The sequence below is a fragment of the Cupriavidus ulmosensis genome (assembly GCF_977008105.1).
On record NZ_CDRMWP010000001.1, the window covers coordinates 2,738,652 to 2,763,468 of the forward strand.

19 protein-coding genes are annotated in these 24,817 nt (G+C 68.9%); 1 reads left to right on the plus strand and 18 read right to left on the minus strand.

The genetic code is table 11. The features are described 5' to 3' along the window. Positions 1 to 232: 232 nt before the first annotated feature. The 5 genes from pstS to ACWTPI_RS12480 form a co-directional block, all read right to left on the minus strand. Positions 233 to 1,264, minus strand: coding sequence for a phosphate ABC transporter substrate-binding protein PstS (gene pstS, locus ACWTPI_RS12460; RefSeq protein WP_059413327.1), 1,032 nt, complete (start codon positions 1,262 to 1,264; stop codon positions 233 to 235). Between the two features lie 407 nt (positions 1,265 to 1,671). After that, positions 1,672 to 3,018, minus strand: coding sequence for a phosphoglucosamine mutase (gene glmM, locus ACWTPI_RS12465; RefSeq protein ID WP_020202887.1), 1,347 nt, complete (start codon positions 3,016 to 3,018; stop codon positions 1,672 to 1,674). Positions 3,019 to 3,054: 36 nt separating this feature from the next. Then, the gene (folP, locus tag ACWTPI_RS12470; RefSeq protein ID WP_059413326.1) at positions 3,055 to 3,939 is read right to left on the minus strand and encodes a dihydropteroate synthase; all 885 of its coding nucleotides are present in this window, start codon (positions 3,937 to 3,939) and stop codon (positions 3,055 to 3,057) included. A gap of 201 nt (positions 3,940 to 4,140) precedes the next feature. Further along, positions 4,141 to 6,024 (minus strand): ATP-dependent zinc metalloprotease FtsH, encoded by a 1,884-nt coding sequence (ftsH, locus tag ACWTPI_RS12475; protein ID WP_020202885.1) that lies wholly within the window; start codon positions 6,022 to 6,024, stop codon positions 4,141 to 4,143. Positions 6,025 to 6,140: 116 nt separating this feature from the next. Continuing rightward, the gene (locus tag ACWTPI_RS12480) at positions 6,141 to 6,806 is read right to left on the minus strand and encodes an RlmE family RNA methyltransferase (protein WP_020202884.1); all 666 of its coding nucleotides are present in this window, start codon (positions 6,804 to 6,806) and stop codon (positions 6,141 to 6,143) included. A 272-nt stretch (positions 6,807 to 7,078) separates the two neighbouring features. Between ACWTPI_RS12480 and ACWTPI_RS12485 the strand changes: the two genes are divergently transcribed. Next, positions 7,079 to 7,576 (plus strand): YhbY family RNA-binding protein, encoded by a 498-nt coding sequence (locus tag ACWTPI_RS12485; protein WP_029043582.1) that lies wholly within the window; start codon positions 7,079 to 7,081, stop codon positions 7,574 to 7,576. A 168-nt stretch (positions 7,577 to 7,744) separates the two neighbouring features. On the opposite strand, the gene ACWTPI_RS12490 is transcribed toward ACWTPI_RS12485, so the two are convergent. From ACWTPI_RS12490 to ACWTPI_RS12550, 13 genes are all read right to left on the minus strand, one after another. Then, the gene (locus ACWTPI_RS12490) at positions 7,745 to 8,248 is read right to left on the minus strand and encodes a DUF4149 domain-containing protein (RefSeq protein WP_020202882.1); all 504 of its coding nucleotides are present in this window, start codon (positions 8,246 to 8,248) and stop codon (positions 7,745 to 7,747) included. Between the two features lie 17 nt (positions 8,249 to 8,265). Next, complete coding sequence (gene greA, locus ACWTPI_RS12495; protein ID WP_020202881.1) at positions 8,266 to 8,742, minus strand: transcription elongation factor GreA; 477 nt, start codon at positions 8,740 to 8,742, stop codon at positions 8,266 to 8,268. Between the two features lie 213 nt (positions 8,743 to 8,955). Further along, positions 8,956 to 12,204, minus strand: a complete 3,249-nt coding sequence (carB, locus tag ACWTPI_RS12500) for a carbamoyl-phosphate synthase large subunit (protein ID WP_020202880.1) — start codon at positions 12,202 to 12,204, stop codon at positions 8,956 to 8,958. Positions 12,205 to 12,268: 64 nt separating this feature from the next. After that, a complete protein-coding gene (leuE, locus tag ACWTPI_RS12505; RefSeq protein ID WP_020202879.1) occupies positions 12,269 to 12,946 on the minus strand; it encodes a leucine efflux protein LeuE in 678 nt (225 codons plus the stop codon). Positions 12,947 to 13,028: 82 nt separating this feature from the next. Further along, positions 13,029 to 14,165 (minus strand): glutamine-hydrolyzing carbamoyl-phosphate synthase small subunit, encoded by a 1,137-nt coding sequence (carA, locus tag ACWTPI_RS12510; protein WP_029043581.1) that lies wholly within the window; start codon positions 14,163 to 14,165, stop codon positions 13,029 to 13,031. 330 nt (positions 14,166 to 14,495) lie between these two features. Continuing rightward, positions 14,496 to 14,903 (minus strand): RidA family protein, encoded by a 408-nt coding sequence (locus ACWTPI_RS12515; protein ID WP_059413324.1) that lies wholly within the window; start codon positions 14,901 to 14,903, stop codon positions 14,496 to 14,498. Between the two features lie 91 nt (positions 14,904 to 14,994). After that, positions 14,995 to 15,468, minus strand: a complete 474-nt coding sequence (locus ACWTPI_RS12520) for an acyl-CoA thioesterase (protein WP_454731776.1) — start codon at positions 15,466 to 15,468, stop codon at positions 14,995 to 14,997. Then, a complete protein-coding gene (locus ACWTPI_RS12525; protein ID WP_454731777.1) occupies positions 15,465 to 17,141 on the minus strand; it encodes an AMP-binding protein in 1,677 nt (558 codons plus the stop codon). Before ACWTPI_RS12525 ends, ACWTPI_RS12520 begins: the two co-directional genes overlap by 4 nt. A 63-nt stretch (positions 17,142 to 17,204) precedes the next feature. Next, positions 17,205 to 18,368: an acyl-CoA dehydrogenase family protein gene (locus tag ACWTPI_RS12530; protein ID WP_454731778.1), complete on the minus strand. Its 1,164-nt coding sequence runs from the start codon at positions 18,366 to 18,368 to the stop codon at positions 17,205 to 17,207. A gap of 39 nt (positions 18,369 to 18,407) precedes the next feature. Further along, a complete protein-coding gene (locus tag ACWTPI_RS12535) occupies positions 18,408 to 19,259 on the minus strand; it encodes an enoyl-CoA hydratase family protein (protein ID WP_454731779.1) in 852 nt (283 codons plus the stop codon). 61 nt (positions 19,260 to 19,320) lie between these two features. Continuing rightward, positions 19,321 to 20,121, minus strand: coding sequence for an SDR family NAD(P)-dependent oxidoreductase (locus ACWTPI_RS12540; RefSeq protein ID WP_454731780.1), 801 nt, complete (start codon positions 20,119 to 20,121; stop codon positions 19,321 to 19,323). A gap of 2 nt (positions 20,122 to 20,123) precedes the next feature. Continuing rightward, positions 20,124 to 22,553, minus strand: a complete 2,430-nt coding sequence (locus tag ACWTPI_RS12545) for a bifunctional salicylyl-CoA 5-hydroxylase/oxidoreductase (RefSeq protein WP_454731781.1) — start codon at positions 22,551 to 22,553, stop codon at positions 20,124 to 20,126. A 228-nt stretch (positions 22,554 to 22,781) separates the two neighbouring features. Continuing rightward, entirely contained in the window at positions 22,782 to 24,674 is a 1,893-nt protein-coding gene (locus ACWTPI_RS12550) for a propionate--CoA ligase (RefSeq protein WP_059413321.1), read from the minus strand. Positions 24,675 to 24,817 lie beyond the last annotated feature (143 nt).

The window sequence follows — 24,817 nt, forward strand, 5'->3', positions numbered from 1 at the left end:
GGTTCGTTTAGGTGGCGTACCGCCCGCTGCCAGCGCGGCCGCGGACTGCGGGGCCCGCGCTGCATGCCCGCGCGGACGCGGCGGATGCCTTGGATACTCAGGTATTCGGTACTTCGGTACAGCGGCGCGGCAGCGTCTGCCGCGGTCTTGCCTGTCCGGCGCCAGGCCGGCGCCGGACAGGCAAAACCGCCAGGCCGGGCGCCAGGGCCCGGCGATGGCGGTCAGCCCGGCATCAGTACAGCGACTTGCCCGAACCGTCCTTCACCGAGGTCTTCCAGGTGTTGCGGATCTGGTTGACGACGCCTTCCGGCAGCGGCACGTAGTCCAGGTCGGTGGCCATCGCGGCACCGCTCTTGTAGGCCCAGTCGAAGAACTTCAGCACTTCGGTGCCTTGCGCCGGCTTTTCCTGGCTCTTGTGCAGCAGGATGAAGGTGGCGCCGGCGATCGGCCATGCGGCCTTGCCCGGCTGGTTGGTCAGGATCTGGTAGTACGTCTTGCTCCAGTCCGCGCCGGCGGCGGCGGCCTTGAAGCCGTCGTCGCTGGGCTGCACGACCGCACCCGAAGAATTCTTCATGTTCAGGTAGGTCATCTTGTTCTGCTTGGCGTAGGCGTACTCGACGTAGCCGATCGCGCCGTTCAGGCGCTGCACGAACGCGGCCACGCCTTCGTTGCCCTTGCCGCCCGTGCCGCCGCCCGGCCAGTTGACGGTGGTGCCTTCACCGACCGAGCTCTTCCAGTCCGAGCTGACCTTGGTCAGGTAGTTGGTGAAGATGAAGGTCGTGCCCGAACCGTCGGCGCGGCGCACCGGCAGGATGTCCTGGCTCGGCAGCTTGGCGTGCGGGTTCAGCGCCTTGATGGCGGGATCGTCCCACTTCTTGATCTTGCCCAGGTAGATGTTGGCCAGCACTTCGCCAGTGATGGTCAGCTCGCCCGGCTTGACGCCCTGCAGGTTGATCACCGGCACCACGCCGCCGATCACCGTCGGGAACTGCACGAGGCCTTGCTTGGCCAGTTCGTCGTCCGTGAGGGGTGCGTCCGAAGCACCGAAATCGACGGTCTTCGCGCCGATCTGCTTGATGCCGCCGGCCGAACCGATGGATTGATAGTTGACCTTGTTACCCGTTGCCTTTTGGTATGCGTCGGCCCACTTGGAATACACGGGCGCCGGGAAAGATGCGCCAGCACCGGTAATTTCCGCCGCGAACGCAGTGCCCGCCACCACCAACGACACGATGCCTGCTACGGCAGTCTTGACCAGCTTCATATGTCCTCCAGAGACATGGTTGGGGAATGACAATTTTTTGACACGTCGAACTTTATGCCCCGTATATGACAATTCCATGACATCACGAGATCTTCTTGTAAGTCGACGGCAAGTCTCTTTGACGGTCGCCAGGAGGATGACATGCGCATGACAAAACGCGCCGTTTAATACACTATTTCGCCCAAAATCGCCCCGATAGACACATTTTGCTAGCATTTGGCGCGCGCGCACCAGATGGCCGTTAATTGCAGTACGGGCGTAAAAAAACCGGGTGAAAACCCGGCTCCATGCCACCGGCGACGCCGGCCCACCGCATCCGCCACGCTCGCGGCGCAAGCGGCCTGCCCTCTCCCGCCTGCGGGCGCGGAAGGCAAGCCCCCGCATCCCGCGCGCGGCGGAGTGGCGTGTCAGGCGCGCAGCGAATCGGCCAGCGTCTGCGCCGCCCGCTCGGCGGTCTCGACCTGCTCGGCCTCGACCATCACCCGCACCACCGGCTCGGTCCCCGAGGCGCGGATCAGCACCCGGCCCTTGCCTTCGAGCTGCGGCTCGATGACCGCGCGCGCGGCGCTCAGGCCGGCGTGCGACTGCCAGTCGAAGCCCTTTTCCACGCGCACGTTGATGAGCGTCTGCGGGAACAGCGACACGCCTTCGAGCAGTTGCGCCAGGGTCTTGCCGCTGCGCCGCAGCGCGGCCAGCACCTGCAGCGCGGAGACGATGCCGTCGCCGGTGGTGTGCCGGTCCAGGCAGAGCAGGTGGCCCGAGCCTTCGCCGCCCAGCACCCACTTGCGCTTGTTCAGTTCCTCCAGCACGTAGCGGTCGCCCACCTTGGCCCGCACGAACTCGACGCCCTGGCGCTTGAAGGCCAGCTCGACCGCCATGTTGGTCATCAGCGTGCCGACCGCGCCGGCCACGCTCTGTCCGGACTGCAGGCGGTCCTGCACGATCAGGTAGAGCAGTTCGTCGCCATTGAACAGGCGGCCGTCGCGGTCCACCACCTGGAGGCGGTCCGCATCGCCGTCGAAGGCCAGGCCGAGGTCCGCGCCGTGGGCCTTGACCGCCTCGATCAGCTTCTCCGGCGCGGTGGCGCCATAGCCGGCGTTGATGTTGCGCCCGTCGGGCTGGTTGCCGATCGACACCACGTCGGCGCCCAGCTCGTGGAACACGTGCGGCGCGATGTGATAGGCGGCGCCGTGGGCGCAGTCCACCACCAGCTTGAGCTTGTGCAGGTCCTGCTCGTAGGGGAACGTGCTCTTGCAGAACTCGATGTAGCGCCCGGCCGCATCGTCGATGCGGCGCGCGCGGCCGAGGTCGTCGGAGCGCACGCACACCATCGGCTCTTCCAGGGCCTGCTCGATGGCCAGCTCCACCTCGTCGGGCAGCTTGTCGCCGTCGGCGGAGAAGAACTTGATGCCGTTGTCGTAGTACGGGTTGTGGCTGGCCGAGATCACCACCCCGGCCGACAGCCGCAGCGCGCGCGTGAGGTAGGCCACGCCGGGCGTGGGCAGCGGCCCGGTCAGCAGCACGTTGACGCCGGCCGAAGTGAAGCCGGCTTCCAGCGCGGCTTCCAGCATGTAGCCGGAGATGCGGGTGTCCTTGCCGATCAGCACGGTCGGGCGCCCCTGCGCCTGCTGGCGCGCGCCGTGGGCCAGCACCATGCCGGCCGCGTAGCCGAGGCGCATCACGAAATCGGGCGTGATGGGCGCCTCGCCCACCCTGCCGCGCACCCCGTCGGTGCCGAAGTACTTGCGTGTCATACGTGTTTTCTCCCGTCGTTCTGTCTTGTGGGGATGCTAGCCCGCGTCCCCTGTGATCGATTCCTGCCGGATGGCCCACCACGTCTTGATGGCGTCCACGGTCTGCTCCACGTCGTGCACCCGCACGATGTACGCGCCGCGTTCCGCCGCGCAGACCGCCGCGGCCAGGCTGGCGGCCACGCGCTGCTGTGGCGGCCGGCCGCCGAGGATGGCGCCCAGCGTCGACTTGCGCGACAAGCCTACCAGCAGCGGCAGCCCCGCTACCGCGAGTTGCGGCAGGCGGGCCAGCAACTGCAGATTATGATCCGGCGTCTTGCCAAAGCCAAAGCCCGGGTCGAGGGTGATGCGGGCCTCGTCGACGCCGGCGGCGCGCAGCGCGTCCACCCGTTCGCCGAGGAAGCCGGCCACCTCGCGCACCACGTCGCCGTAGCGCGGGTCTTCCTGCATGGTCTGCGGGTCGCGCTGCATGTGCATCACGCACAGGCCGGCCTGCCCCGCCGCCGCCTCGCTCACGGCCGCGACCGCGCCGGGCATGCGAAAGCCCCAGATGTCGTTGATCAGGTCGGCGCCGGCGGCCAGCGCGGCGCGCATGACCTCGGGCTTGTAGGTGTCGATCGACAGGGGCCGGCCGCAGTCGCGCAGCGCCTCCACCACCGGCAGCACGCGCGCCAGTTCCTGCTCCAGCGGCAGCGCCGCCGAGCCCGGCCGGCTGGACTCGCCGCCGATGTCGATGATGTCGACGCCCTCGGCGATCATGCGCTCGGCATGGCGCAGCGCGGCATCGCGCCCGGCATGCTGGCCGCCGTCGGAGAACGAGTCGGGCGTGACGTTGAGGATGCCCATCACCAGCGGGCGGCGGTTGCGTGCGAAACGGAAGCGGCCGCACTGGAAATGCGAGTCAGCGGAGATCGGGGACAACATGGGAAAACCGGGAAAGTGCAGGAAACCGGGACGGGCCGCGAGGCAGGCTGCGGAATAGGCCACAGAATAGGCCGTGGAATAGACCGCGGAGCAGGCCGCGCCCGGGCGGCGGCAATGAAAAAGCCGGCGCACGGGGCGCCGGCTTCAGGCTCGGTGGACGGGCAGGCAAACGACTGCGGCCGCTGCCGCCGAGCCGGCCGTTCAGGCCGCGGCGGGCGCGGTGGCGGGCGCCACCGGCGAGCCGCCCGACGGGGTGTTGCCACCACCGTTCTGGCCGGACGCGCCGCGCGGCGGCCGCGGCGGCTTGCCCGCCATGATGTCGTTGACCTGGTCGGCGTCGATGGTTTCCCATTCCATGAGCGCGGTCGTCATGGCCTCGACCTTGTCGCGGTTTTCCTCGAGCAGGCGCTTGGCCAGGCCATATTGCTCGTCGACGATGCGGCGGATTTCCGCGTCGACCTTCTGCTGCGTGGCTTCCGACACGGTCTTCGAGGACATCTTGCCGAACATGCCGTCCTGCTCGGTGTCGACGTAGACCATCGTGCCGAGCGTGTCGCTCATGCCGAAGCGGGTCACCATGTCGCGCGCGGTCTTGGTGGCGCGCTCGAAGTCGTTGGAAGCACCGGTGCTCATGGCGTTGAGGAAAACCTCTTCCGCCGCGCGGCCGCCGAACAGGATGGCGATCTCGTCGAGCATGTTGTCCTTGTACTTCGAGTACTTGTCATGCTCCGGCAACTGCCAGGTCACGCCCAGCGCCCAGCCGCGCGGCATGATCGTGACCTTGTGCACCGGGTCGGCCTTGGGCAGCAGCTTGGCCACGACCGCATGGCCGGACTCGTGGTACGCGGTGGCGCGGCGTTCTTCCTCGCGCATGACCGTGGACTTGCGCTCCGGACCCATGTAGATCTTGTCCTTGGCGTCCTCGAAGTCCTGCATGTCGACCACGCGCTTGCTGCGGCGGGCGGCGAACAGCGCTGCTTCATTGACCAGGTTGGCCAGGTCGGCGCCCGAGAAGCCGGGCGTGCCGCGCGCGATCACCGAAGCGTCGACGTCGTTGCCGATCGGCACCTTGCGCATGTGGACCTTGAGGATCTGCTCGCGGCCGCGGATGTCCGGCAGGCCCACGTAGACCTGGCGGTCGAAGCGGCCCGGACGCAGCAGCGCCTTGTCCAGCACGTCGGAGCGGTTGGTCGCGGCGATCACGATCACGCCCGAGTTGGCCTCGAAGCCGTCCATCTCGACCAGCATCTGGTTCAGGGTCTGCTCGCGCTCGTCGTTGCCGCCGCCCATGCCGGCGCCGCGATGGCGGCCGACCGCGTCGATTTCGTCGATGAACACGATGCAGGGCGCCTGCTTCTTGGCGTTCTCGAACATGTCGCGCACGCGGGCCGCGCCCACGCCGACGAACATTTCAACGAAGTCCGAGCCGGAGATGCTGAAGAACGGCACCTTGGCCTCGCCGGCGATGGCGCGCGCCAGCAGCGTCTTGCCGGTGCCCGGGGGGCCGACCAGCAGCACGCCGCGCGGGATGCGCCCGCCCAGCTTCTGGAATTTCTGCGGATCCTTGAGGAAGTCGACCAGCTCGACCACTTCTTCCTTGGATTCGTCGCACCCGGCGACGTCCTGGAACGTGACCGCGTTCTGGTTCTCGTCGATCAGGCGCGCGCGCGACTTGCCGAACGAGAAGGCGCCGCCTTTGCCGCCGCCCTGCATCTGCCGCATCATGTAGAACCAGAACACGATGATCAGCAGGGTCGGCCCGAGGTAGTACAGGGCCTGGACCAGCACGTTGGGTTCGTCGTCGGCCTTGCCGGTCACCTGGACGCCGTACTTCATCAGGTCGCCGACCATCCAGATGTCGCCCGGCGAGATGATGGTGTACTTCTGCCCTTCCTTGGGCGTCACCACCAGATTGCGGCCTTGCACGTCAACCCGGCCCACCTTGCCGTTCTTGGCGTCATCCATGAACTGCGAATAGGTGACGCCCTCCTGCGTGCGGGGCTTGTCGAACTGCTTGAAGACGGTAAACAACACCAGCGCGATCACGAGCCAGATTGCCGCCTTTTGAAACAGGTTGTTATTCAAGGCCAAACTCCTTTACGAACGCCTTGCCAACGGGATAGCTGCATTGTAATGCAGTGCCCGGTGCCGGGGGGAAAAGCAAATTCATCGATGCGATAGGCCCGTCCCGCTGGCCCATCTCACCCCACCGACTTGAGGTAACGCCCAAGAATGAAGGTCTCGGAAGACTTGTCGCGCGACGCCTTGGGCTTGCGTTTGGCGACCACCTTGAACTGGCGCTTGAACTTCTCCACGATCTGGCTATAACCGCTGCCATGGAAGCACTTTACCAGCAATGAGCCCTCCGGCTTCAGATGGGCCTGCGCAAATTCCAGCGCCAGGTCGCACAGGTAATCGATGCGCGCCGCGTCCGCGAAGGCCACCCCGGACAGATTGGGGGCCATATCCGACAAAACAAGGTCGATCTTCGCGCCGCCGGAGGCGGCCAGCACGATTTCCTCGAGCTGGCGGAAAACCGGCTCCTCGCGGAAATCGCCCTGGATGAAAGTGACGTCGGCGACGGCTTCCATCGGCAGGATGTCGATCGCCACCACCGCGCCGTCGATGCCGCCGTCCTTGGCGCGCGGCGACGCCGCCAGCTTGTTGCGCGCGTACTGGCTCCAGCTGCCCGGCGCGGCGCCGAGGTCGACGATGACCTGGCCGGGACGGATCAGCTTGTCCTGCTCGTCGATCTCCTTGAGCTTGTACGCGGCGCGGGCACGGTAGCCCTCGCGCTGCGCCAGCTTCACATACGGATCGTTGATATGGTCGTGCAGCCACGACTGATTGAATTTGTTCTTGGCCATTTGCCTGTGAAACCTGCCTGATACCTGCCTGAAACTCGCCTGATGCCTGCGCGGGGCACCCGCCCCGGAAACCATTTGCCGCGCCGCCCCGGTCCGGGAGCGGCCGCGCGCTTTTCATTCGTTTTGCTGTTTTTGCAGCCCGACGGTGCCAGTTTGACGGATAATACGCGCCGATTCGTTTTTTCGGCACTTCGGTGCCTGGTTTGCGCACCGAGCTGCGCGCCCGTTTGCACTAACCCGCGCCCATTTGCGCCCTCGCCTGCGCTTTATCTATGCCCGCTCTTCAACTTATTCCAGCCCAGCGCTCCGAACTCCGCTCCCGCGCCCACGGCCTCAACCCGGTCGTGATGATCGGCGCCGACGGCCTGACGCGCCCGGTGCTGGCGGAAATCGACCGCAGCCTGGCCTCGCACGACCTGATCAAGATCCGTGTGTTCGGCGACGACCGCGAGAACCGCATCGCCATCTACGAAGCCATCTGCGAGGATCTCGACGCGGCCCCGATCCAGCACATCGGCAAGCTGCTGGTGGTATGGCGCCCGGGCCCGGCCGTCCTCAAGGAAAACCGTCCCCAGGAACTGGGCCGGCTGGCGCCGCGTGGCGGCGCCGCCCCGCGCACCGTGACGGTGCGCAAGCCCAGCGCGGCGCCCAACCGCCGCCCGAAGCGCTCGCAGGTGACGGTGCTCGGCAACGAGCGCGTGACCGCCGGCGGCAACGTCAAGCGCGCGCGTCCGCGTCCGTCCAGCCAGAAGAAGAAGGCGCTCGACTGAAGCGCTGCCCGGCGCGGCCAGGGCCGCGCTTCGGGCCATGTGCCTTATTCGGGCTTAGAAGTTGTTTCAACATGAAGCGAAGCGGTCCTGGCCAGGCGCGGCCGCAGACAGTACAACTGGTACTTGCCGTGCCGCGCAACGACGCCAGGATCTTTTTGAAACGACTTCTTATTCGCCCGCCGAACGTGGCGCCGCTGCGCGCCACACCATGACCAGGGCCAGCAGGCTCTGCACCAGGTAGATCACGCTCGACACGCCGTGCAGCATGCCGAACTGGCCCTTGTAGGGCGACTCCGACACGCCCACGCCGAGCGCGGACGCCTTGTCCTTGAGGTCTTCCATGAACGGCTGGATGCCGAAATAGCCGGCCAGCACGCACACCAGCATGGCCAGCACCAGCCAGCGCAGGCCGCGGTAGCGGCCCGCGCCGCGGCGGATCATCAGGTTGCACAGCGCCAGCTGCAGCACGCCCACCACGATGCCGAGAATGGCTTCGGTGCGGAACAACTGGCCGGCGATCAGGCCGGCGGTTTCCCGGCTGGGCAGCACGGCGAACAGGGTCGGGGCCACCATGTAGCCCACCGTCCACAGGCTGCCGGCCCAGACCACGGTCAGCAGAAGAAAGATCCGATGCGGCAGCGGCGGCAGACTGGAATAGGAAGAGGAGAACACGAAGCCTCGTTGATCGTTCAGATGTAGCGAACCGTGATGACTTCGTATTCGCGCTCGCCGCCAGGGGCCAGCACGGTTGCCACGTCGCCCTCGAACTTGCCGATCAGCGCGCGCGCGATGGGCGAGCTGACCGAGATCTTGCCGCTGTCGAGGTCGGCCTCGTCGTCGCCGACGATCTGGTAGCACACCGGCTTGCCGGATTCCAGGTCTTCCAGGTCCACGGTGGCGCCGAACACGATGCGGCCGTCGGTGTCGAGCTGGCTCGGGTCGATGACCTGCGCGGCCGACAGCTTGGATTCCACTTCCAGGATGCGGCCTTCGATGAAGGCCTGCTTTTCCTTGGCGGCGTCGTACTCGGCGTTTTCCGAGAGATCACCCTGCGCGCGCGCTTCGGAAATGGCATTGATCACGGCGGGACGCTCGACCGCCTTCAGGCGCTGCAGCTCTTCTTTCAGCAACTCTGCGCCGCGCTTGGTAATCGGAATCGTGCTCATGTCTTTCGTTCTGCAAAAAAATGAGCCGCAGCGGAGCGGGAACCATGCACCGGCAACGTGCCCGGGCACTTCCGCTCAACCGCGGCTTTTCAGGTTGTTCTCAGATTGGGTCGTCGGCCCTGACCGACCAGATTGCCGTAGTTTAGGCCAAGACTGCCGCCCGCAGCAACTGCGGGCGGCCCGGGGGCCCGGCCGGGCCGGGCCCCGCGGCGCTCAGGCCAGCGAGGCGTGCAGGCCCTGCAGGTCGTAGACCTCCAGGCTCTGCAGGTGCTTGAGGCCTTCCACCGCGGCGCGCGCGCCGGCGATGGTGGTGTAGTACGGCACCCGGTTGGCCAGCGCCGAGATGCGGATCGAGCGCGAGTCGGCGATGGCGGTGCGGGTCTCGTCCACGGTGGTGAACACCAGCGCCAGCTCGCCGTTCTTGATCATGTCGACGATGTGCGGGCGGCCGTCCTTGACCTTGTTGACCACGCGCACCGGAATGCCGGCGGCCTCGATCGCCGAGGCGGTGCCGCGCGTGGCCACCAGCGGATAGCCCATCTCGTGCAGCATGCGGGCCACGCTGACGGCGTGCGGCTTGTCGCTGTCCTTCACGGTCAGCAGCACCGTGCCCTTCTCCGGCAGGCGCGAGCCGGCGGCGAGCTGGCTCTTGAAGAGCGCCTCGCCGAAGGTCTTGCCCACGCCCATCACCTCGCCGGTGGAGCGCATCTCGGGTCCGAGCACCGGGTCCACGCCCGGGAACTTGTTGAACGGGAACACCGCTTCCTTGACGCTGAAGTACGGCGGCACCACTTCGTCGTGGATGCCCTGCGAGTCCAGCGACTGGCCGGCCATGCAGCGCGCGGCGATCTTGGCCAGCGACAGGCCGGTGGCCTTGGACACGTAAGGCACCGTGCGCGACGCGCGCGGGTTCACTTCCAGCACGTAGACCACGTCCTGGCCGTCGGTGTGCTGGATGGCGAACTGCACGTTCATCAGGCCGATCACGTTCAGGGCGCGGGCCATCGCCGCGGTCTGGCGCTTGAGCTCGTCCACGGTGGCCTGGGCCAGCGAGTACGGCGGCAGCGAGCAGGCGGAGTCGCCCGAGTGCACGCCGGCCTGCTCGATGTGCTCCATCACGCCGCCGATGAACACGCGCTGGCCGTCGCACAGGGCGTCGACGTCGCACTCGATGGCGTCGTTGAGGAAGCGGTCCAGCAGCACCGGGGAGTCGTGCGACACCTTCACGGCCTCGCGCATGTAGCGCTCGAGGTCGCGCGGCTCATGCACGATTTCCATCGCGCGGCCGCCCAGCACGTAGGACGGGCGCACCACCAGCGGGTAGCCGATTTCCTCGGCCAGGCGCAGCGCCTCGTCCTCGGCGCGCGCGGTGCGGTTGGGCGGCTGGCGCAGGCCGAGTTCCTGCAGCAGCTTCTGGAAGCGCTCGCGGTCCTCGGCGGCATCGATCATGTCGGGGCTGGTGCCGATGATGGGCACGCCGTTGGCTTCCAGGTCCAGCGCCAGCTTCAGCGGGGTCTGGCCGCCGTACTGCACAATCACGCCGACCGGCTTTTCCTTGTCGACGATCTCCAGCACGTCTTCGAGCGTCAGCGGCTCGAAGTACAGGCGGTCCGAGGTGTCGTAGTCGGTCGACACGGTTTCCGGGTTGCAGTTGACCATGATGGTCTCGTACCCGTCCTCGCGCAGCGCCAGCGCGGCATGCACGCAGCAGTAGTCGAACTCGATGCCCTGGCCGATCCGGTTCGGGCCGCCGCCCAGCACCATGATCTTCTTGTTGGCGGTCGGCTGCGCCTCGCACTCGCCATGCTCGGCTTCGTACGTGCCGTACATGTAGGCGGTGTTGGTGGCGAACTCGGCCGCGCAGGTGTCCACGCGCTTGTAGACCGGGCGCACGCCGGCGGCGTGGCGCGCGGCGCGCACCTCGGCCGGCGTGGCGCCGAGCAGCCTGGCCAGGCGGCGGTCGGAGAAGCCCTTCTGCTTCAGGTGGCGCAGTTCGGCCGCCGACAGGCTGTCGAGCTTGCGCGCCTTGACCAGGGTCTCGGTCTTGACGATGTCCTCGATCTGGGCCAGGAACCACGGGTCGATGTCGGTCTCGGCGTGCACTTCCTCGAGCGACATGCCGATGCGGAACGCATCGCCCACGTACCAGATGCGGTCCGGGCCGGCTTCGCCGATTTCCTCGACGATCTCGTCGCGATCGGTGGACTTGTCGTCCAGGCCGTCCACGCCGACTTCCAGGCCGCGCAGCGCCTTCTGGAACGATTCCTGGAAGGTGCGGCCCATCGCCATCACCTCGCCCACCGACTTCATCTGGGTGGTCAGGTGGCTGTCGGCCTGCGGGAATTTCTCGAAGGCGAAGCGCGGCACCTTGGTGACCACGTAGTCGATCGACGGCTCGAACGAGGCCGGGGTCTGGCCGCCGGTGATCTCGTTCTTGAGTTCGTCGAGCGTGTAGCCGACCGCCAGCTTGGCCGCGACCTTGGCGATCGGGAAGCCGGTGGCCTTGGAGGCCAGCGCCGACGAGCGCGACACGCGCGGGTTCATCTCGATCACGATCATGCGGCCGTCGGCCGGGTTGATCGAGAACTGCACGTTGGAGCCGCCGGTGTCCACGCCGATCTCGCGCAGCACCGCCAGCGAGGCATTGCGCAGGATCTGGTATTCCTTGTCGGTCAGGGTCTGCGCCGGGGCCACGGTGATCGAGTCGCCGGTGTGGATGCCCATCGGGTCCAGGTTCTCGATCGAGCAGATGATGATGCAGTTGTCCGCCTTGTCGCGGACCACTTCCATCTCATATTCCTTCCAGCCCAGCAGCGATTCCTCGATCAGCAGCTCGCGCGTGGGCGACAGGTCCAGGCCGCGCTTGCAGATTTCCTCGAATTCCTCGCGGTTGTAGGCGATGCCGCCGCCCGAGCCGCCCAGCGTGAAGGACGGGCGGATCACGATCGGGTAGCCGCCGGTGCTGGTTTCCCTGGCGATCTGCGACTGCACGGCCAGCGCTTCTTCCATCGAGTGGGCGATGCCGGACTTGGCCGAGCCCAGGCCGATCTTGGTCATCGCTTCCTTGAACTTCTGGCGGTCCTCGGCCTTGTCGATGGCCTCGGGCGACGCGCCGATCAGCTCCACCTTGTACTTGTCCAGCACGCCGTGGCGGTGCAGGTCCAGCGCGCAGTTCAGCGCGGTCTGGCCGCCCATCGTCGGCAGGATGGCGTCGGGGCGCTCCTTCTCGATGATGCGCTCGACCACTTCCCAGGTGATCGGCTCGATGTAGGTCACGTCGGCCGTGTTGGGGTCGGTCATGATCGTGGCCGGATTGGAGTTGACCAGGATGACCTTGAAGCCTTCCTCGCGCAGCGCCTTGCAGGCCTGGGCGCCGGAATAGTCGAACTCGCACGCCTGCCCGATGATGATGGGGCCGGCGCCGATGATCAGGATGCTCTTAATGTCTGTGCGCTTTGGCATTGCACGCTCTCTTTGTTGGCCGGCCGCGCGCTCGCGCGGGCCGCGCCGGATATCAGGATTCGATTCAGTTCAGGGTGGCCGTGGCCAGCTTCGCGCCGAAGCCGATGAACATGGCGCCCACCCCGCTGGCCATGCCCGCCGACAGGCGCCGGCGGCGGCGGAACATCTCCGCCAGCCTGGCGCCGGCGAAGATGATCGAGGTGAGGTAGGCGAAGCTGAACACCTGGCACACCAGCCCCAGCACGGCGAACGACAGCGCCGGATGGCCGAACTGCGGATCGACGAACTGGATGAAGAAGGAGATGAAGAACAGGATCGCCTTGGGATTGAGCAGGCTCACCACCAGCGCCTTGCGGAACGGGTTGGCGCGGTCCGCCGGCGCGGCCGCGGGCGCTTCGCGCCCGGCCTCGGCGCCGCGCTGCGACCAGCTGCGCAGCGCGCCGCGCAGCATCTGCAGGCCGATCCAGCCCAGGTAGGCCGCGCCGATGTACTTCACCACGTAGAACAGCGCCGGGCTGGCCTGCAGCAGCGAGGCCACGCCCGCCGCCGACAGCACCATCAGGACCGCGTCGCCCAGGAACACCCCGCAGGCGCCCTTGTAGCCCGCGCGCACGCCGCGCTGGGCGGCGACCGACAGCACGTACATCGAGTTCGGCCCCGGCAGCAGCACGATGAAGATCGTGCCGAGCACATAGGTCCAGAAATCGGTGATGCCGAGCGTGGCGTGCATGAAGGCGTTCATGGGGGGTTCCTGCTGGTTCCTGGGTCTTGCTGTCTTCGTTTCTTCTTCGGTTCTGCTTCGTTGCCGGTCCGTTGCGCCGCGCTTACTTGCGCGCGTCCGCCATCATCTTGGTGAAGCGGTCGAACAGGTAAGCCACGTCGTGCGGGCCGGGCGAGGCTTCCGGGTGGCCCTGGAAGCAGAACGCCGGCTTGTCGGTCAGCGCGAAGCCCTGCAGCGAGCCGTCGAACAGCGACACGTGCGTGGTGCGCACGTTGGCCGGCAGCGTGGCGGCATCCACGGCGAAGCCGTGGTTCTGCGAGGTGATCACCACGCGGCCGTCGTCCAGGTCCTTGACCGGGTGGTTGGCGCCGTGGTGGCCGAACTTCATCTTGAGCGTCTTCGCGCCCACGGCCAGGGCCATGATCTGGTGGCCCAGGCAGATGCCGAACGTGGGAATGCCGCGCGCGATGAACTCGCGCGTGGCGGCGATGGCGTAGTCGCACGGCTCCGGGTCGCCCGGGCCGTTGGACAGGAAGATGCCGTCCGGGTTGAGCGCCAGCGCGTCGGCCGCGCTGGCCTGCGCCGGCAGCACCGTCACCTTGCAGCCGCGCTGGGCCAGCATGCGCAGGATGTTGAACTTGACGCCGTAGTCATAGGCGACCACGTGGAACTGCGGCTGCTCCTGCTTGCCGTAGCCCGCGCCGAGCTTCCACTCGGACTGGGTCCATTCGTACGGCTCCCTGGCCGACACCACCTTGGCCAGGTCCATGCCGGCCAGGCCGGGGAACGAGCGGGCCAGGTCGATGGCCTTCTGCACATTGTCCTCGCCGGCCAGGATGCAGCCGTTCTGGGCACCCTTCTCGCGCAGGATGCGGGTCAGCTTGCGGGTATCGATGCCGGCGATCGCCACCACCTTTTCCTGCTTGAGGTAGTGCGCGAGCGTGTGCTCCTTGCGGAAGCTGGAGGCCAGAATCGGCAGATCCTTGATGATCAGGCCGGCGGCATGGACTTTCGTTGCCTCGACATCCTCACCGTTGACGCCGTAATTGCCGATATGCGGATACGTCAGCGTGACGATCTGCCGCGAATAGCTCGGGTCGGTAAGGATTTCCTGGTATCCGGTGATGGCGGTGTTGAACACCACTTCGCCAATCGTATGACCGGAAGCGCCGATGGAATAGCCACGAAAGACCGTGCCGTCTGCAAGCGCGAGAATGGCGGACGGAAAAGACGGTAACACGGGTAGGCTCCTGCTGGATTCACCCCGTGACCGACCTGCTCAACGCCTCTTGCCCCGTTGTCCGGCTTGGCAGCAGGCATGGCGCCGGAGGCGCCGCCTGTTGCCCGGACCGTTCGCCAGGCGCTCGAAACGCCACACGAAAACATGGGGCGGAGCCAGGGCGAAATGGGGGCGGCGGAAGGTGGAATTCGGTAGGCGCTAGGGTGAGGGGTTCTGAAAGCGAAACTTTCGGATTATACCCTGCCGCGCCCATTTTCTCAAGTTATCAAGGACTTGCGGACCGCACGGCGGCGTGCGGGCCACCCGGCCTGCGGCCGCACGCCGCGGGGTTCATGCCGGCGGCACCACTGCCGTCACCTCGATCTCCACCTTGGCGCGCGCCTCCACGAGGTCGGACACCTCCACCGCCGTCATGGCCGGGAAATGGCGGCCGATGGTGGCGCGGTAATGCTCGCCGATGGCGCGGTAGGCGCCCACGTAGGCCGCCTTGTCCTTCACATACCAGGTCATGCGCACGATGTGCTCCGGGCGCGCCCCGCCCTCGGCCAGCACCGCCACCACGTTGCGCAGCGCCTGCCCGGCCTGTTCCGCGAAATCGTCGGTCTCGAACTCGCACCTGCCGTTCCAGCCGATCTGGCCGCCGACGAACAGCAGCCGGCTGCCCACGCGCATCTCCGTCATCACGCCGTTGGCATAGCCGCGCGGCGGCGCCCAGTCTGGTGGTTGCAGAATCTTCATGATCGGTTTCCCCGTCGTTCTTGTGATGTTGAATTCCATGTTTTCCGATGCGGCCCCGTGCAGTCCCATGCAGCCCGGGCTGGCGCGGCGCTCAGCCGCCGTCCTCGCCGCGCGGGCCGTCGGCAGGCATACCGCCGGCCTCGCCCGGCGGCGCCAGGAAGCGCGCCATCGCCGCGTGCACCGCGGGCGGCAGCGCGCGCGGCGCCAGTCTGCCGGCATCGACGCACACCAGCCGCTGCGCGATCTCCAGCCGCGCGTCGCCGGCCGGCCCGCGAAAGCGCACCAGCAGCGAAAAACTGCTGCGCCCGAGATGCGTCACGCGCAGCTCGCGCGTGAGCACCTCGCCGAGCCGGCTCGGCGCCATGAAGCGGCACGACAGCGCCGCGGTCGGCACGCCGGCCCCGCCGGCGCCGTGCATCTCGCCGAAGGGCCAGCCCAGCGCCTCGCGGAACCAGTCCTCGACGAGGTCGTTGAGCATCTCGAAGTAGCGCGGGAAGAACACGATGCCGGCGGCATCGCAGTCCTTGAAGCGCACGCGCCGCGTGCCGGCGAAGACCTCGCTCACGGCTGCCCCGCCCCGCCGTCCGCCGCCGCCTGCTGCTCGGCCATCTGCCGCAGGCGGAAGCGCTGCAGCTTGCCGGTCTCGGTGCGCGGCAGCGCGTCGACGAAGATCACGCGGCGCGGATACTTGTACGGCGCGATCTCCGCCTTGACGTAGGCCTGCAGCGCCGCGCGCGTGTCCTCGCCCGCCGGCACGCCGGGGCGCAGCACCACGTAGGCCGCCACCACCTGCCCGCGCTCGGTGTCGGCCATGCCGACCACGCCGCATTCGGCCACCGCCACGTGGCGCATCAGCGCGCTCTCCACCTCGGGGCCGGCGATGTTGTAGCCCGCCGAGACGATCATGTCGTCCGAGCGCGCCTGGTAGAAGTAATAGCCGTCGGCATCCGCCATGAAGGTGTCGCCGGGCAGGTTCCAGCCGTCCTTCACGTAGGCCGCCTGGCGCGGGTCGTCCAGGTAGCGGCAGCCGGTGGGCCCGCGCACCGCGAGCCTGCCGACCGTGCCCGGCGGCACCGGCTGCATGGCCTCGTCGACGATGCGCGCCACGTAGCCCGGCACCACCTTGCCGATCGCGCCGGGCCGCACGTCCGCGCCGGCGCTGGAGATGAAGATGTGCATCATCTCGGTGCCGCCGATGCCGTCGGTCATCTCGATGCCGGTGGCGGCCTTCCAGCTCTGGCGCGTGGCGTCGGGCAGCGCCTCGCCGGCCGACACGCTCTTCTTCAGGCTGGCGATGTCGTAGCCCGGCGCCAGCGCCGCCATCTGGCGGTAGAAGGTCGGCGCGGTGAAGACGATGGTGGCGCGCCACGACTGGATCAGCGCCAGCAGGCTCTCCGGCGTGAGCCGCTCGGCCAGCACGGTGGAGGCGCCCGCGCGCAGCGGGAAGCACAGCATGCCGCCCAGGCCGAAGGTGAAGGCCAGCGGCGGCGTGCCGCAGAAGATGTCGTCCGGGCCCGGCTTGAGCACGTGGCGCGGGAACAGGTCGCACATGGCGATCACGTCGCGGTGGAAATGCACGGTGCCCTTGGGCTGGCCCGTGGTGCCGCTGGTGAAGGCGATCAGGCAGATGTCGTCGGCGGCGGTGTCGCAGGCCGCGTAGGCGTCCGGCTTGCCGGCGATGGCCGCTTCCAGCGCGTCGGCGCCGCTGCCGTTGAAGTAGCGCACCTGCGCGAGGCCCGGGCAGTGCTGCGCGCCGCCGGGCGCGAGGTTGGCGTCGAGCTCGTCGCGCAGGCGCGCGTCGCACAGCGCCGCGCCGACCTGGGCGCGGTCGATGACCTGCCTGAGTTCCTTGGCGCGCAGCAGCGGCATGGTCGGCACCGCGATCAGGCCGGCCTTGACCACCGCCAGCCAGCTCGCCGCCATCATCAGGTTGTTGGGCCCGCGCAGCAGCACGCGGTTGCCGGGCACCAGCTTCATGTCGCCGGTCAGCACGTGGGCGATGCGGTTGGACAGCGCGGCCAGCTCCGCGTAGGTGACCGCGTGCCGCGCGCCGTCCTGCTCGTAGCGGATCGCCACGCGCGCGCCGCGCCCCTCGCGCACGTGGCGCTCGACCAGCTCCAGCGCGCAGTTCATGCGCGGCGGATATTGCGTGTCTTCGTTGAACAGCAGCTCGGGCCACTGCTCCGGGGGCGGCAGCCGGTCGCGCGCAAAGGTATCGAGGTGGGCTGTGCTAGCCATGATTGTCTCCGCTTCCTTCATTCTGATGATGCTGGTAAGGGTCTTGCCGCGCTGTCCGCCGCGCTAGCCGCGCTGCTGCGCCAGCGTCTCGCGCGCGATGATGAGCTTCTGCACCTCGGTGGCGCCTTCGTAGATGCGCAGCGAGCGGATCTCGCGGTACAGGCTTTCCACGCGCGTGCCGACCTTGACGCCGAGCCCGCCGAACATCTGCACGGCGCGGTCGATCACCTGCTGCGCGTTCTCGGTGGCCACCATCTTGGCCATCGCCGCCTCGCGCGTGGTGCGCACGCCGGCCACGTCGCGCAGCCACGCCGCGCGGTAGGTCAGCAGCGCCGCCGAGTCGATCGCGGTGGCCATGTCGCCGAGCGCGGCCTGCGTCAGTTGCAGGTCGGCCAGCACGCCGCCGAACATCGGCCGCGTGCTGGCGCGCGCGAACGCCTCGTCCAGCGCGGCGCGGCCGAAGCCGAGCGCCGCGGCGGCCACCGAGGCGCGGAAGATGTCCAGCGTCATCATCGCCACCTTGAAGCCCTGCCCCGCCTCGCCCAGGCGCGCGCCGGCCGGCACGCGGCAGCGGTCGAAGCGCAGCGTGGCCAGCGGGTGCGGCGCCATCACGTCGATGCGCTCGGCAATCGTCAGCCCGGGCGTGTCGGCGTCGACCACGAAGGCCGAGATGCCGCGCGCGCCGGGCGCCTCGCCGGTGCGCGCGAACACGCAGTAGAAATCGGCGATGCCGCCGTTGGAGATCCAGGTCTTGGCACCGTCGAGCACGTAGTCGTCGCCGTCGCGCGCGGCGCGGCACTGCATGGCCGCCACGTCGGAGCCGGCATCGGGCTCGGACAGCGCGAACGCGGCGATGGCCTCGCCGCGCGCCACGCGCGGCAGGTAGCGCTCGCGCACGGCCTCGCTGCCGGCCAGCGAGATCGCGCCGCTGCCCAGCCCCTGCATGGCGAAGGCGAAGTCGGCCAGGCCGTCGTGGCGGGCCAGCGTCTCGCGCAGCAGGCACAGCGAGCGCGAATCCAGCTTGTCGAGCGCGCCGCCATAGGCGGCCGGCACGCAATAGCGCAGCCAGCCGGCCGCGCCGAGCTGGCGCACCAGCGCGCGGCAGGCGGCGTCGGTGTCGCGGTGGTCGACCGCGAGCGAGGCTGCGGCCCAGGCGTCGAGGCGCTGCTCCAGCGCGCGGTGCGCATCGTCGAAGAACGGCAGCGAGAGATAACTCTTGTCGGACATGGCGTGGGATTTCCTCTGGTTCGGCGTTGCGCGCAAGATTCAGTCGCCTTCGAACACCGGGCGCGCCTTGGCGACGAAGGCGTCGTAGGCGCGGCGGAAGTCGCGCGTCTGCATGCAGATGGCCTGCGCCTCGGCCTCGGCCTCGATGGCTTCGTCCAGGCCCATGTTCCATTCCTGGTGCAGCAGCTTCTTGGTCACGCTGTGCGCGAACGTGGGGCCGGCGGCGATCTGCGCGGCCAGCGCCTGCGCGTCGGCCAGCAGCGTGCCGGGCGCGTGCAGCGCGTTGAAGAAGCCCCATTGCAGGCCCTCTTCTGCGCTCATCGCGCGGCCGGTGTAGAGCAGCTCGCCGGCGCGGCCCTGGCCGATCACGCGCGGCAGCAGCGAGCACGCGCCCATGTCGGCGCCGGCCAGGCCCACGCGCACGAACAGGAAGGCGGTCCTGGCCTGCGCCGTGCCCAGCCGCATGTCGGAGGCCAGCGCCATCATCGCGCCGGCGCCGGCGCAGATGCCGTCGACGGCGCTGATGACCGGCTGCGGGCAGGCGCGCATGGCCTTGACCAGGTCGCCGGTCATGCGCGTGAAGTCGAGCAGCTCGGGCATGGTCATGCGCGTGAGCGGGCCGATGATCTCGTGCACGTCGCCGCCCGAGCAGAAATTGCCGCCGGCGCCGGTGACGACCACGGCCTTGATGTCGCTGGCATGGCACAGGCCGCGGAACAGGTCGCGCAGCTCGGCGTAGGAATCGAAGGTCAGCGGGTTCTTGCGCTCGGGGCGGTTCAGCGTCACGGTGCCGACCTTGCCGTCGGCCGAGACCGACCACAGGAAGTGCCTGGGCTGGTAGCCGGCGAAGCTGCGCTTGTGGTGGCGCATGTCCAGTGCGATTTCGCTCATCTCGTCTCTCTCGCTTGCGGGTGTTGGTTGGATTGCGTGGGTCGTGTCCCGGCGCGCGCGGCTAGCCGGCCATGACTTCGCCGCCGGCCACCGGCACCGCCTGCCCGGTGATGGCGCCGGCAGTCGGCTGGCACAGCCACGCCACCGCGTCGGCCACTTCCTCGGGCTGGACCAGCCGGCCCTGCGGGTTGCCCTTCGCCAGCTCGGCGCGCGCCTCGGCTTCGCCGCGGCCGGTCTTGCGCACGATGTTGGCCACCGCGTCGCGCACGATGTCGGTCTCGGTGTAGCCGGGGCAGACCGCGTTGACGGTCACGCCGCCGCGCGCGGTCTCCAGCGCCAGCGCGCGCGTGAGCCCGATCACGCCGTGCTTGGCCGCGCAGTAGGCGCTGACGTAGCCGTAGCCGGCCAGCCCGGCGGTGCTGGCCACGTTGACGATGCGGCCCCAGCCGTTTTCCAGCATGCCGGGCAGCGCCGCCTGCGTGCACAGGAAGGTGCCGGTCAGGTTGACTTCGAGCATGCCCTGCCACAGCACCAGATCGGTCTTCAGGAACGGCGCGCTGCGCGCCTGCCCGGCGTTGTTGACGAGGATGTCGATGCGCCCCGCGCGCGCGGCCGCCGCGGCAAAGGCCGCCGCCACGCTGTCGGCGCTGGCGACGTCCGCGCTCACCGTGCCGAGCGTGGCCGGCGGCACCACCGCGTCGGCCAGCGCGTCGGCGGTGGCGGCCAGCGTGGCGGCGTCGCGCCCGAGCAGCGTGACGCTGGCGCCGTGCGCGAGCAGCCGCCGCGCGATCGCCGCGCCGATGCCGCGGCCGCCGCCGGTGACCAGCGCGTGCCGGCCCTGCAATGCAAGTTGTGCCGCCATGTTCAACGTTCCTCCGCTTGCCGCGCATGCCGCGCCGCCGCTTGTATCGCCCGCGCCGCCTGCGCCGCCTGCTGTTGCGCCACCTGCGCGGCGCGCTCCAGATTGGTCTCGAGCTGGCGCTTGCCGGCCTGGTATTGCTTCGGCCACGCCAGCTCGCGGTGGCCGATGCGCGCCGCCTCGTGGAGGGTCCAGGCCGGGTCCGCCAGGTGCGGGCGCGCGATCGCGCACAGGTCGGCGCGCCCGGCGGCGATGATGCTGTCGACGTGGTCGGCCTCGAAGATCGCGCCCACGGCAATGGTGGCGATGCCGGCCTCGTTGCGGATGCGGTCGGCGAACGGCGTCTGGTACATGCGGCCGTACACCGGCGCCTGGTCCGGGCTGACCTGGCCGGACGAGCAGTCGATCATGTCGGCGCCGGCGGCCTTGAACGCGCGCGCGATCCCGACCGCGTCGTCGGGCGTGATGCCGCCCTCGACCCAGTCGTGCGCCGAGATGCGCACCGACATCGGCTTGTCCTGCGGCCACGCGGCGCGCACCGCGGCGAACACCTCGAGCGGATAGCGCAGCCGCGCGGCCAGCGTGCCGCCGTATTCGTCGGCGCGCCGGTTGGTCAGCGGCGAGATGAAGCTCGACAGCAGGTAGCCGTGCGCGCAGTGCAGCTCCAGCCAGTCGAAGCCGGCTTCGGCGGCGCGCCGCGCGGCGGCGGTGAAATCGTCGCGCACGCGGTCCATGTCGGCGCGCGTCATCTCGCGCGGCACCTGCGAGACACCGGGCAGGTAGGGCAGCGGCGAGGCCGACAGCAGCGGCCAGTTGCCGCCGGCAAGCGGATAGTCCATCTGCTCCCAGCCGAGCTGGGTCGAGCCCTTGCGCCCGGCATGGCCGAGCTGCATGGCGATGCGCGCGTCGCTGCTGGCGTGCACCAGGTCCACGATGCGGCGCCAGGCGTCGCGCTGGGTGTCGCTCCACAAACCCGGGCAGCCCGGCGTGATGCGCGCGTCCGGGGAAGTGCAGGTCATCTCCGCCACCACCATCGCCGCGCCGCCGAGCGCGCGCGCGCCGAGATGCGCCAGGTGGAAATCGCCCGGCACGCCGTCCACGCACGAGTACATCGCCATCGGCGACACCACCACGCGGTTCTTCAGCGTCACGCCGCGCACGCGGAACGGCGTGAACATCGGCGGCACGGGATGCGCGGCGGGCGCGGCGCCGCCGGCATGCGCCGCGGCCTGCCCGGCCAGCCAGCGCTCGAAGCCTGCCACGTAGGCCGCGTCGCGCACGCGCAGGTTCTCGTGCGAGATGCGCTGCGAGCGCGTCAGCAGCGAGTAGGCGAACTGCTCCGGGGCCATGCCGGCATAGCGCTCGACGTTCTCGAACCACTCGGTGGAATTGCGCGCGGCGTTCTGGATCTTGAGCACCTCCACGCTGCGGCTGGCCTGGTAGCGCTCCAGCGCCCGCGGCAGCGCGGCGGCGCCGACATCGCCCGCATCGCCAGCGGCGCGGATGTTGTCGGCCAGCTCGATGGCGTCTTCCAGCGCCAGCTTGGTGCCCGAGCCGATCGAGAAATGCGCGGTGTGCGCGGCATCGCCCATCAGCACCACCGGCACGCGGCGGCCGTCGGCCAGCGTGTTCCAGTGCACCCAGGTCTGGCAGATCACGCGCGGGAAGCGGATCCAGCTGGCCGAGCCGCGCAGGTGGGTGGCGTTGCTGATCAGGCGGTGGCCGTCGAGATGGCGCGCGAACAGGCGCTCGCAGAAGGCCACGCCCTCCTCCTGGCTCATCTGCTCGATGCCCGCGGCGCGCCACACCGGCTCCGGCGCCTCCACGATGAAGGTGGAAGTGCTGTCGTCGAAGCGGTAGGCGTGGGCCTGGAACCAGCCGTGCCCGGTCTTCTCGAAGGCGAAGGTGAAGGCGTCGAACAGCTTGTGCGTGCCGAGCCAGACGAAGCGGCAGCGGCGCGTGTCGATGTCGGGCCGGAAGGTGTCGGCATAGCGCGTGCGCACGCGGCTGTTGATGCCGTCCGAGGCGATCACGAGGTCGGCCCGGTACTGCTGCGCGAGCGCCTGGTCGTCGGTCGCGTCGGTCTCGAACACGAGGTGCACGCCGAGCGCCTCGCAGCGCGCCTGCAGGATGTTGAGCAGGCGCTTGCGGCCGATGCCGATGAAGCCGTGCCCGCCGGAGCGGATGGTGCGCCCGCCGATGTGGACGTCGATGTCGTCCCAGTGATTGAACGCCGCGTCGATCTCGCGCGCGCTGACCGGATCGGCCTGCCGCAGGTTGTCCAGCGTGGCGTCGGAGAACACCACGCCCCAGCCGAAGGTGTCGTAGGGGCGGTTGCGCTCGACCACCCAGACCTCGCTGGCGGGGTCCCGCAGCTTGGTCAGCAGGCCGAAATACAGCCCCGCCGGGCCGCCGCCGATACACAGCACTCGCATCTTCCGTCTCCTGCGTGCCGGCCCGGGAATACCGCCGGCCGGCGAACTCGGCACATGCGATGCGCGGCCGCGCATCTAGATCATGCCTAAATATTTTATTCCTAAAATATTAGCCCGCATGCCGGCGCCTGGCAAGCACAATCTCTGCGGCGGCGCAGCGGCGCCGCCGTCATCTCCGGCCGGGGCGCGGCATTCGCCGCCCCGCCCCGGCCAGCCCTTCCGTCCGCCTCAGCCCTGCATCGCCGCCTGCAACTGCGCCAGCGCGCTCGGGTCCTCGATGGTGGTGAGGTCGCCCGCGTCGCGCCCCTCGGCCACGGCCTGCATGGCGCGCCGCAGCAGCTTGCCGGAGCGGGTCTTGGGCAGCGCGCCCACGAAGAACACCCGCGCCGGGCGCGCCACCGCGCCAAGCTGCTGGTCCACGGTCTTCATCAGGTCGCCCTCGAAGGCCAGGCGGTCGGCCTGGGTGGCCGTGCGGCTGGCGTCGCGCGCGATCACGAAGGCCATCGCCACCTGGCCCTTGAGCGCGTCGTGCACGCCCACCACCGCCACCTCGGCCACCGCCGCGTGCGAGGAAATGCTCTCCTCGATCTCGCGCGTGCCGAGCCGGTGGCCGGCCACGTTGATGACGTCGTCGGTGCGCCCGAGGATGAAGATGTAGCCGTCCTCGTCCTGCACGCCCCAGTCGAACGTGGAATAACAGCGGCGCCCCGGCACGCCGGTCCAGTAGGTCTTGACGAAGCGCTCGTCGTCGCCCCACACGGTGGTCATGCAGCCCGGCGGCAGCGGGCCGTCGATGGCCACCACGCCCTTCTGCCCGGGCGGGCATTCGGCGCCGGTGTTCTCGTCGACGATCTTCAGGCCGTAGCCGTACACCGGCACGCCCGGCGAGCCCAGCTTGGGCGGCAGCGGCTCGACGCCGCGCTGGATGGCGATGATCGGCCAGCCGGTCTCGGTCTGCCAGTAGTTGTCCACCACCGGCTTGCCGATGCCCTGCTGGATCCAGCTCGCGGTGGGCTCGTCGAGCGGCTCGCCGGCCAGGAACAGCAGCCGCAGGCTGGACAGGTCGTAGCGCGTGAGCCAGGCCGGGTCCTGCTTCTTGAGCACGCGGATGGCGGTGGGCGCGCTGAACATCAGGTTCACGCGGTACTGCTCCACCAGTTGCCACAGGATGCCGCCGTCCGGGCGCACCGGCGTGCCCTCGTACATCAGCGTGGTCATGCCGGCCAGCAGCGGGCCGTAGATGATGTAGCTGTGCCCGACCACCCAGCCGATGTCCGAGCTGGAGAACATGGTGTCGCCGGCCTTGCCGCAGAAGATGTATTCCATCGACGCGGCCAGCGCCACGGCGTAGCCGCCGGTATCGCGCTGCACGCCCTTGGGCTTGCCGGTGGTGCCGGAGGTATAGAGCACGTAGGACGGCTCGTTCGATTCCAGCCACGTGCACGGCACCCGCGCCGCGCCCACGCGTTCGCGCCAGGCGGCGTAGTCCTCGTCGCGGCCCGCGGCCAGCGTCATCGGCGCCAGCTGGCGGTCCACCAGCAGCACGCGCTCGGGCTTGTGCGCGGCCAACTCCAGCGCCGCGTCCAGCAGCGGCTTGTAGGGCACCACCTTGCCCGCGCGCGAGCCGGCATCGGCGCTGATGACCACGCGCGGCCGCGCGTCGTCGATGCGCGCGGCCAGGCTGACCGAGGCGAAGCCGCCGAACACCACCGAATGGATCGCGCCGATGCGCACGCAGGCCAGCATGGCGAACGCGGCCTCGGGAATCATCGGCATGTAGATCAGCACGCGGTCGCCCTTGACCACGCCCATCTGCTGCAGGATCGCCGCCATGCGGTTGACCTCGTCGTGCAGTTCCGCGTAGCTGTAGCTGCGGTGCTCGCCGGTCTCGGTGGACACGTAGATCAGCGCCGGCTGGGCCGCGCGCTCCGCCAGGTGGCGGTCCACGGCGTTGTGGCAGAGATTGGTGCGCCCGCCCACGAACCAGCGGGTGAATGGCGCGCGGCTGTCGTCCAGCACGGTGTCGAACGGGGTCTCCCATTCGATGCGGCGGGCCTGTTCGGCCCAGAAACCGGCGGGATCGCTCAGCGACCGGGCGTGAAAGGCACGGGTTGCCGTCATGGCTTGTCTCCTCCGCTTTGTCGCGGGTTGTGTGATGTCTTGCCGGCGGGCTCGATCGACGAATTCGCGATGCAAAGCACTAGTTTGCCACCACCGGCGGCGCTTGCAGTCTGGCCATGCCGCCTTACGCAAGACTTACCGGC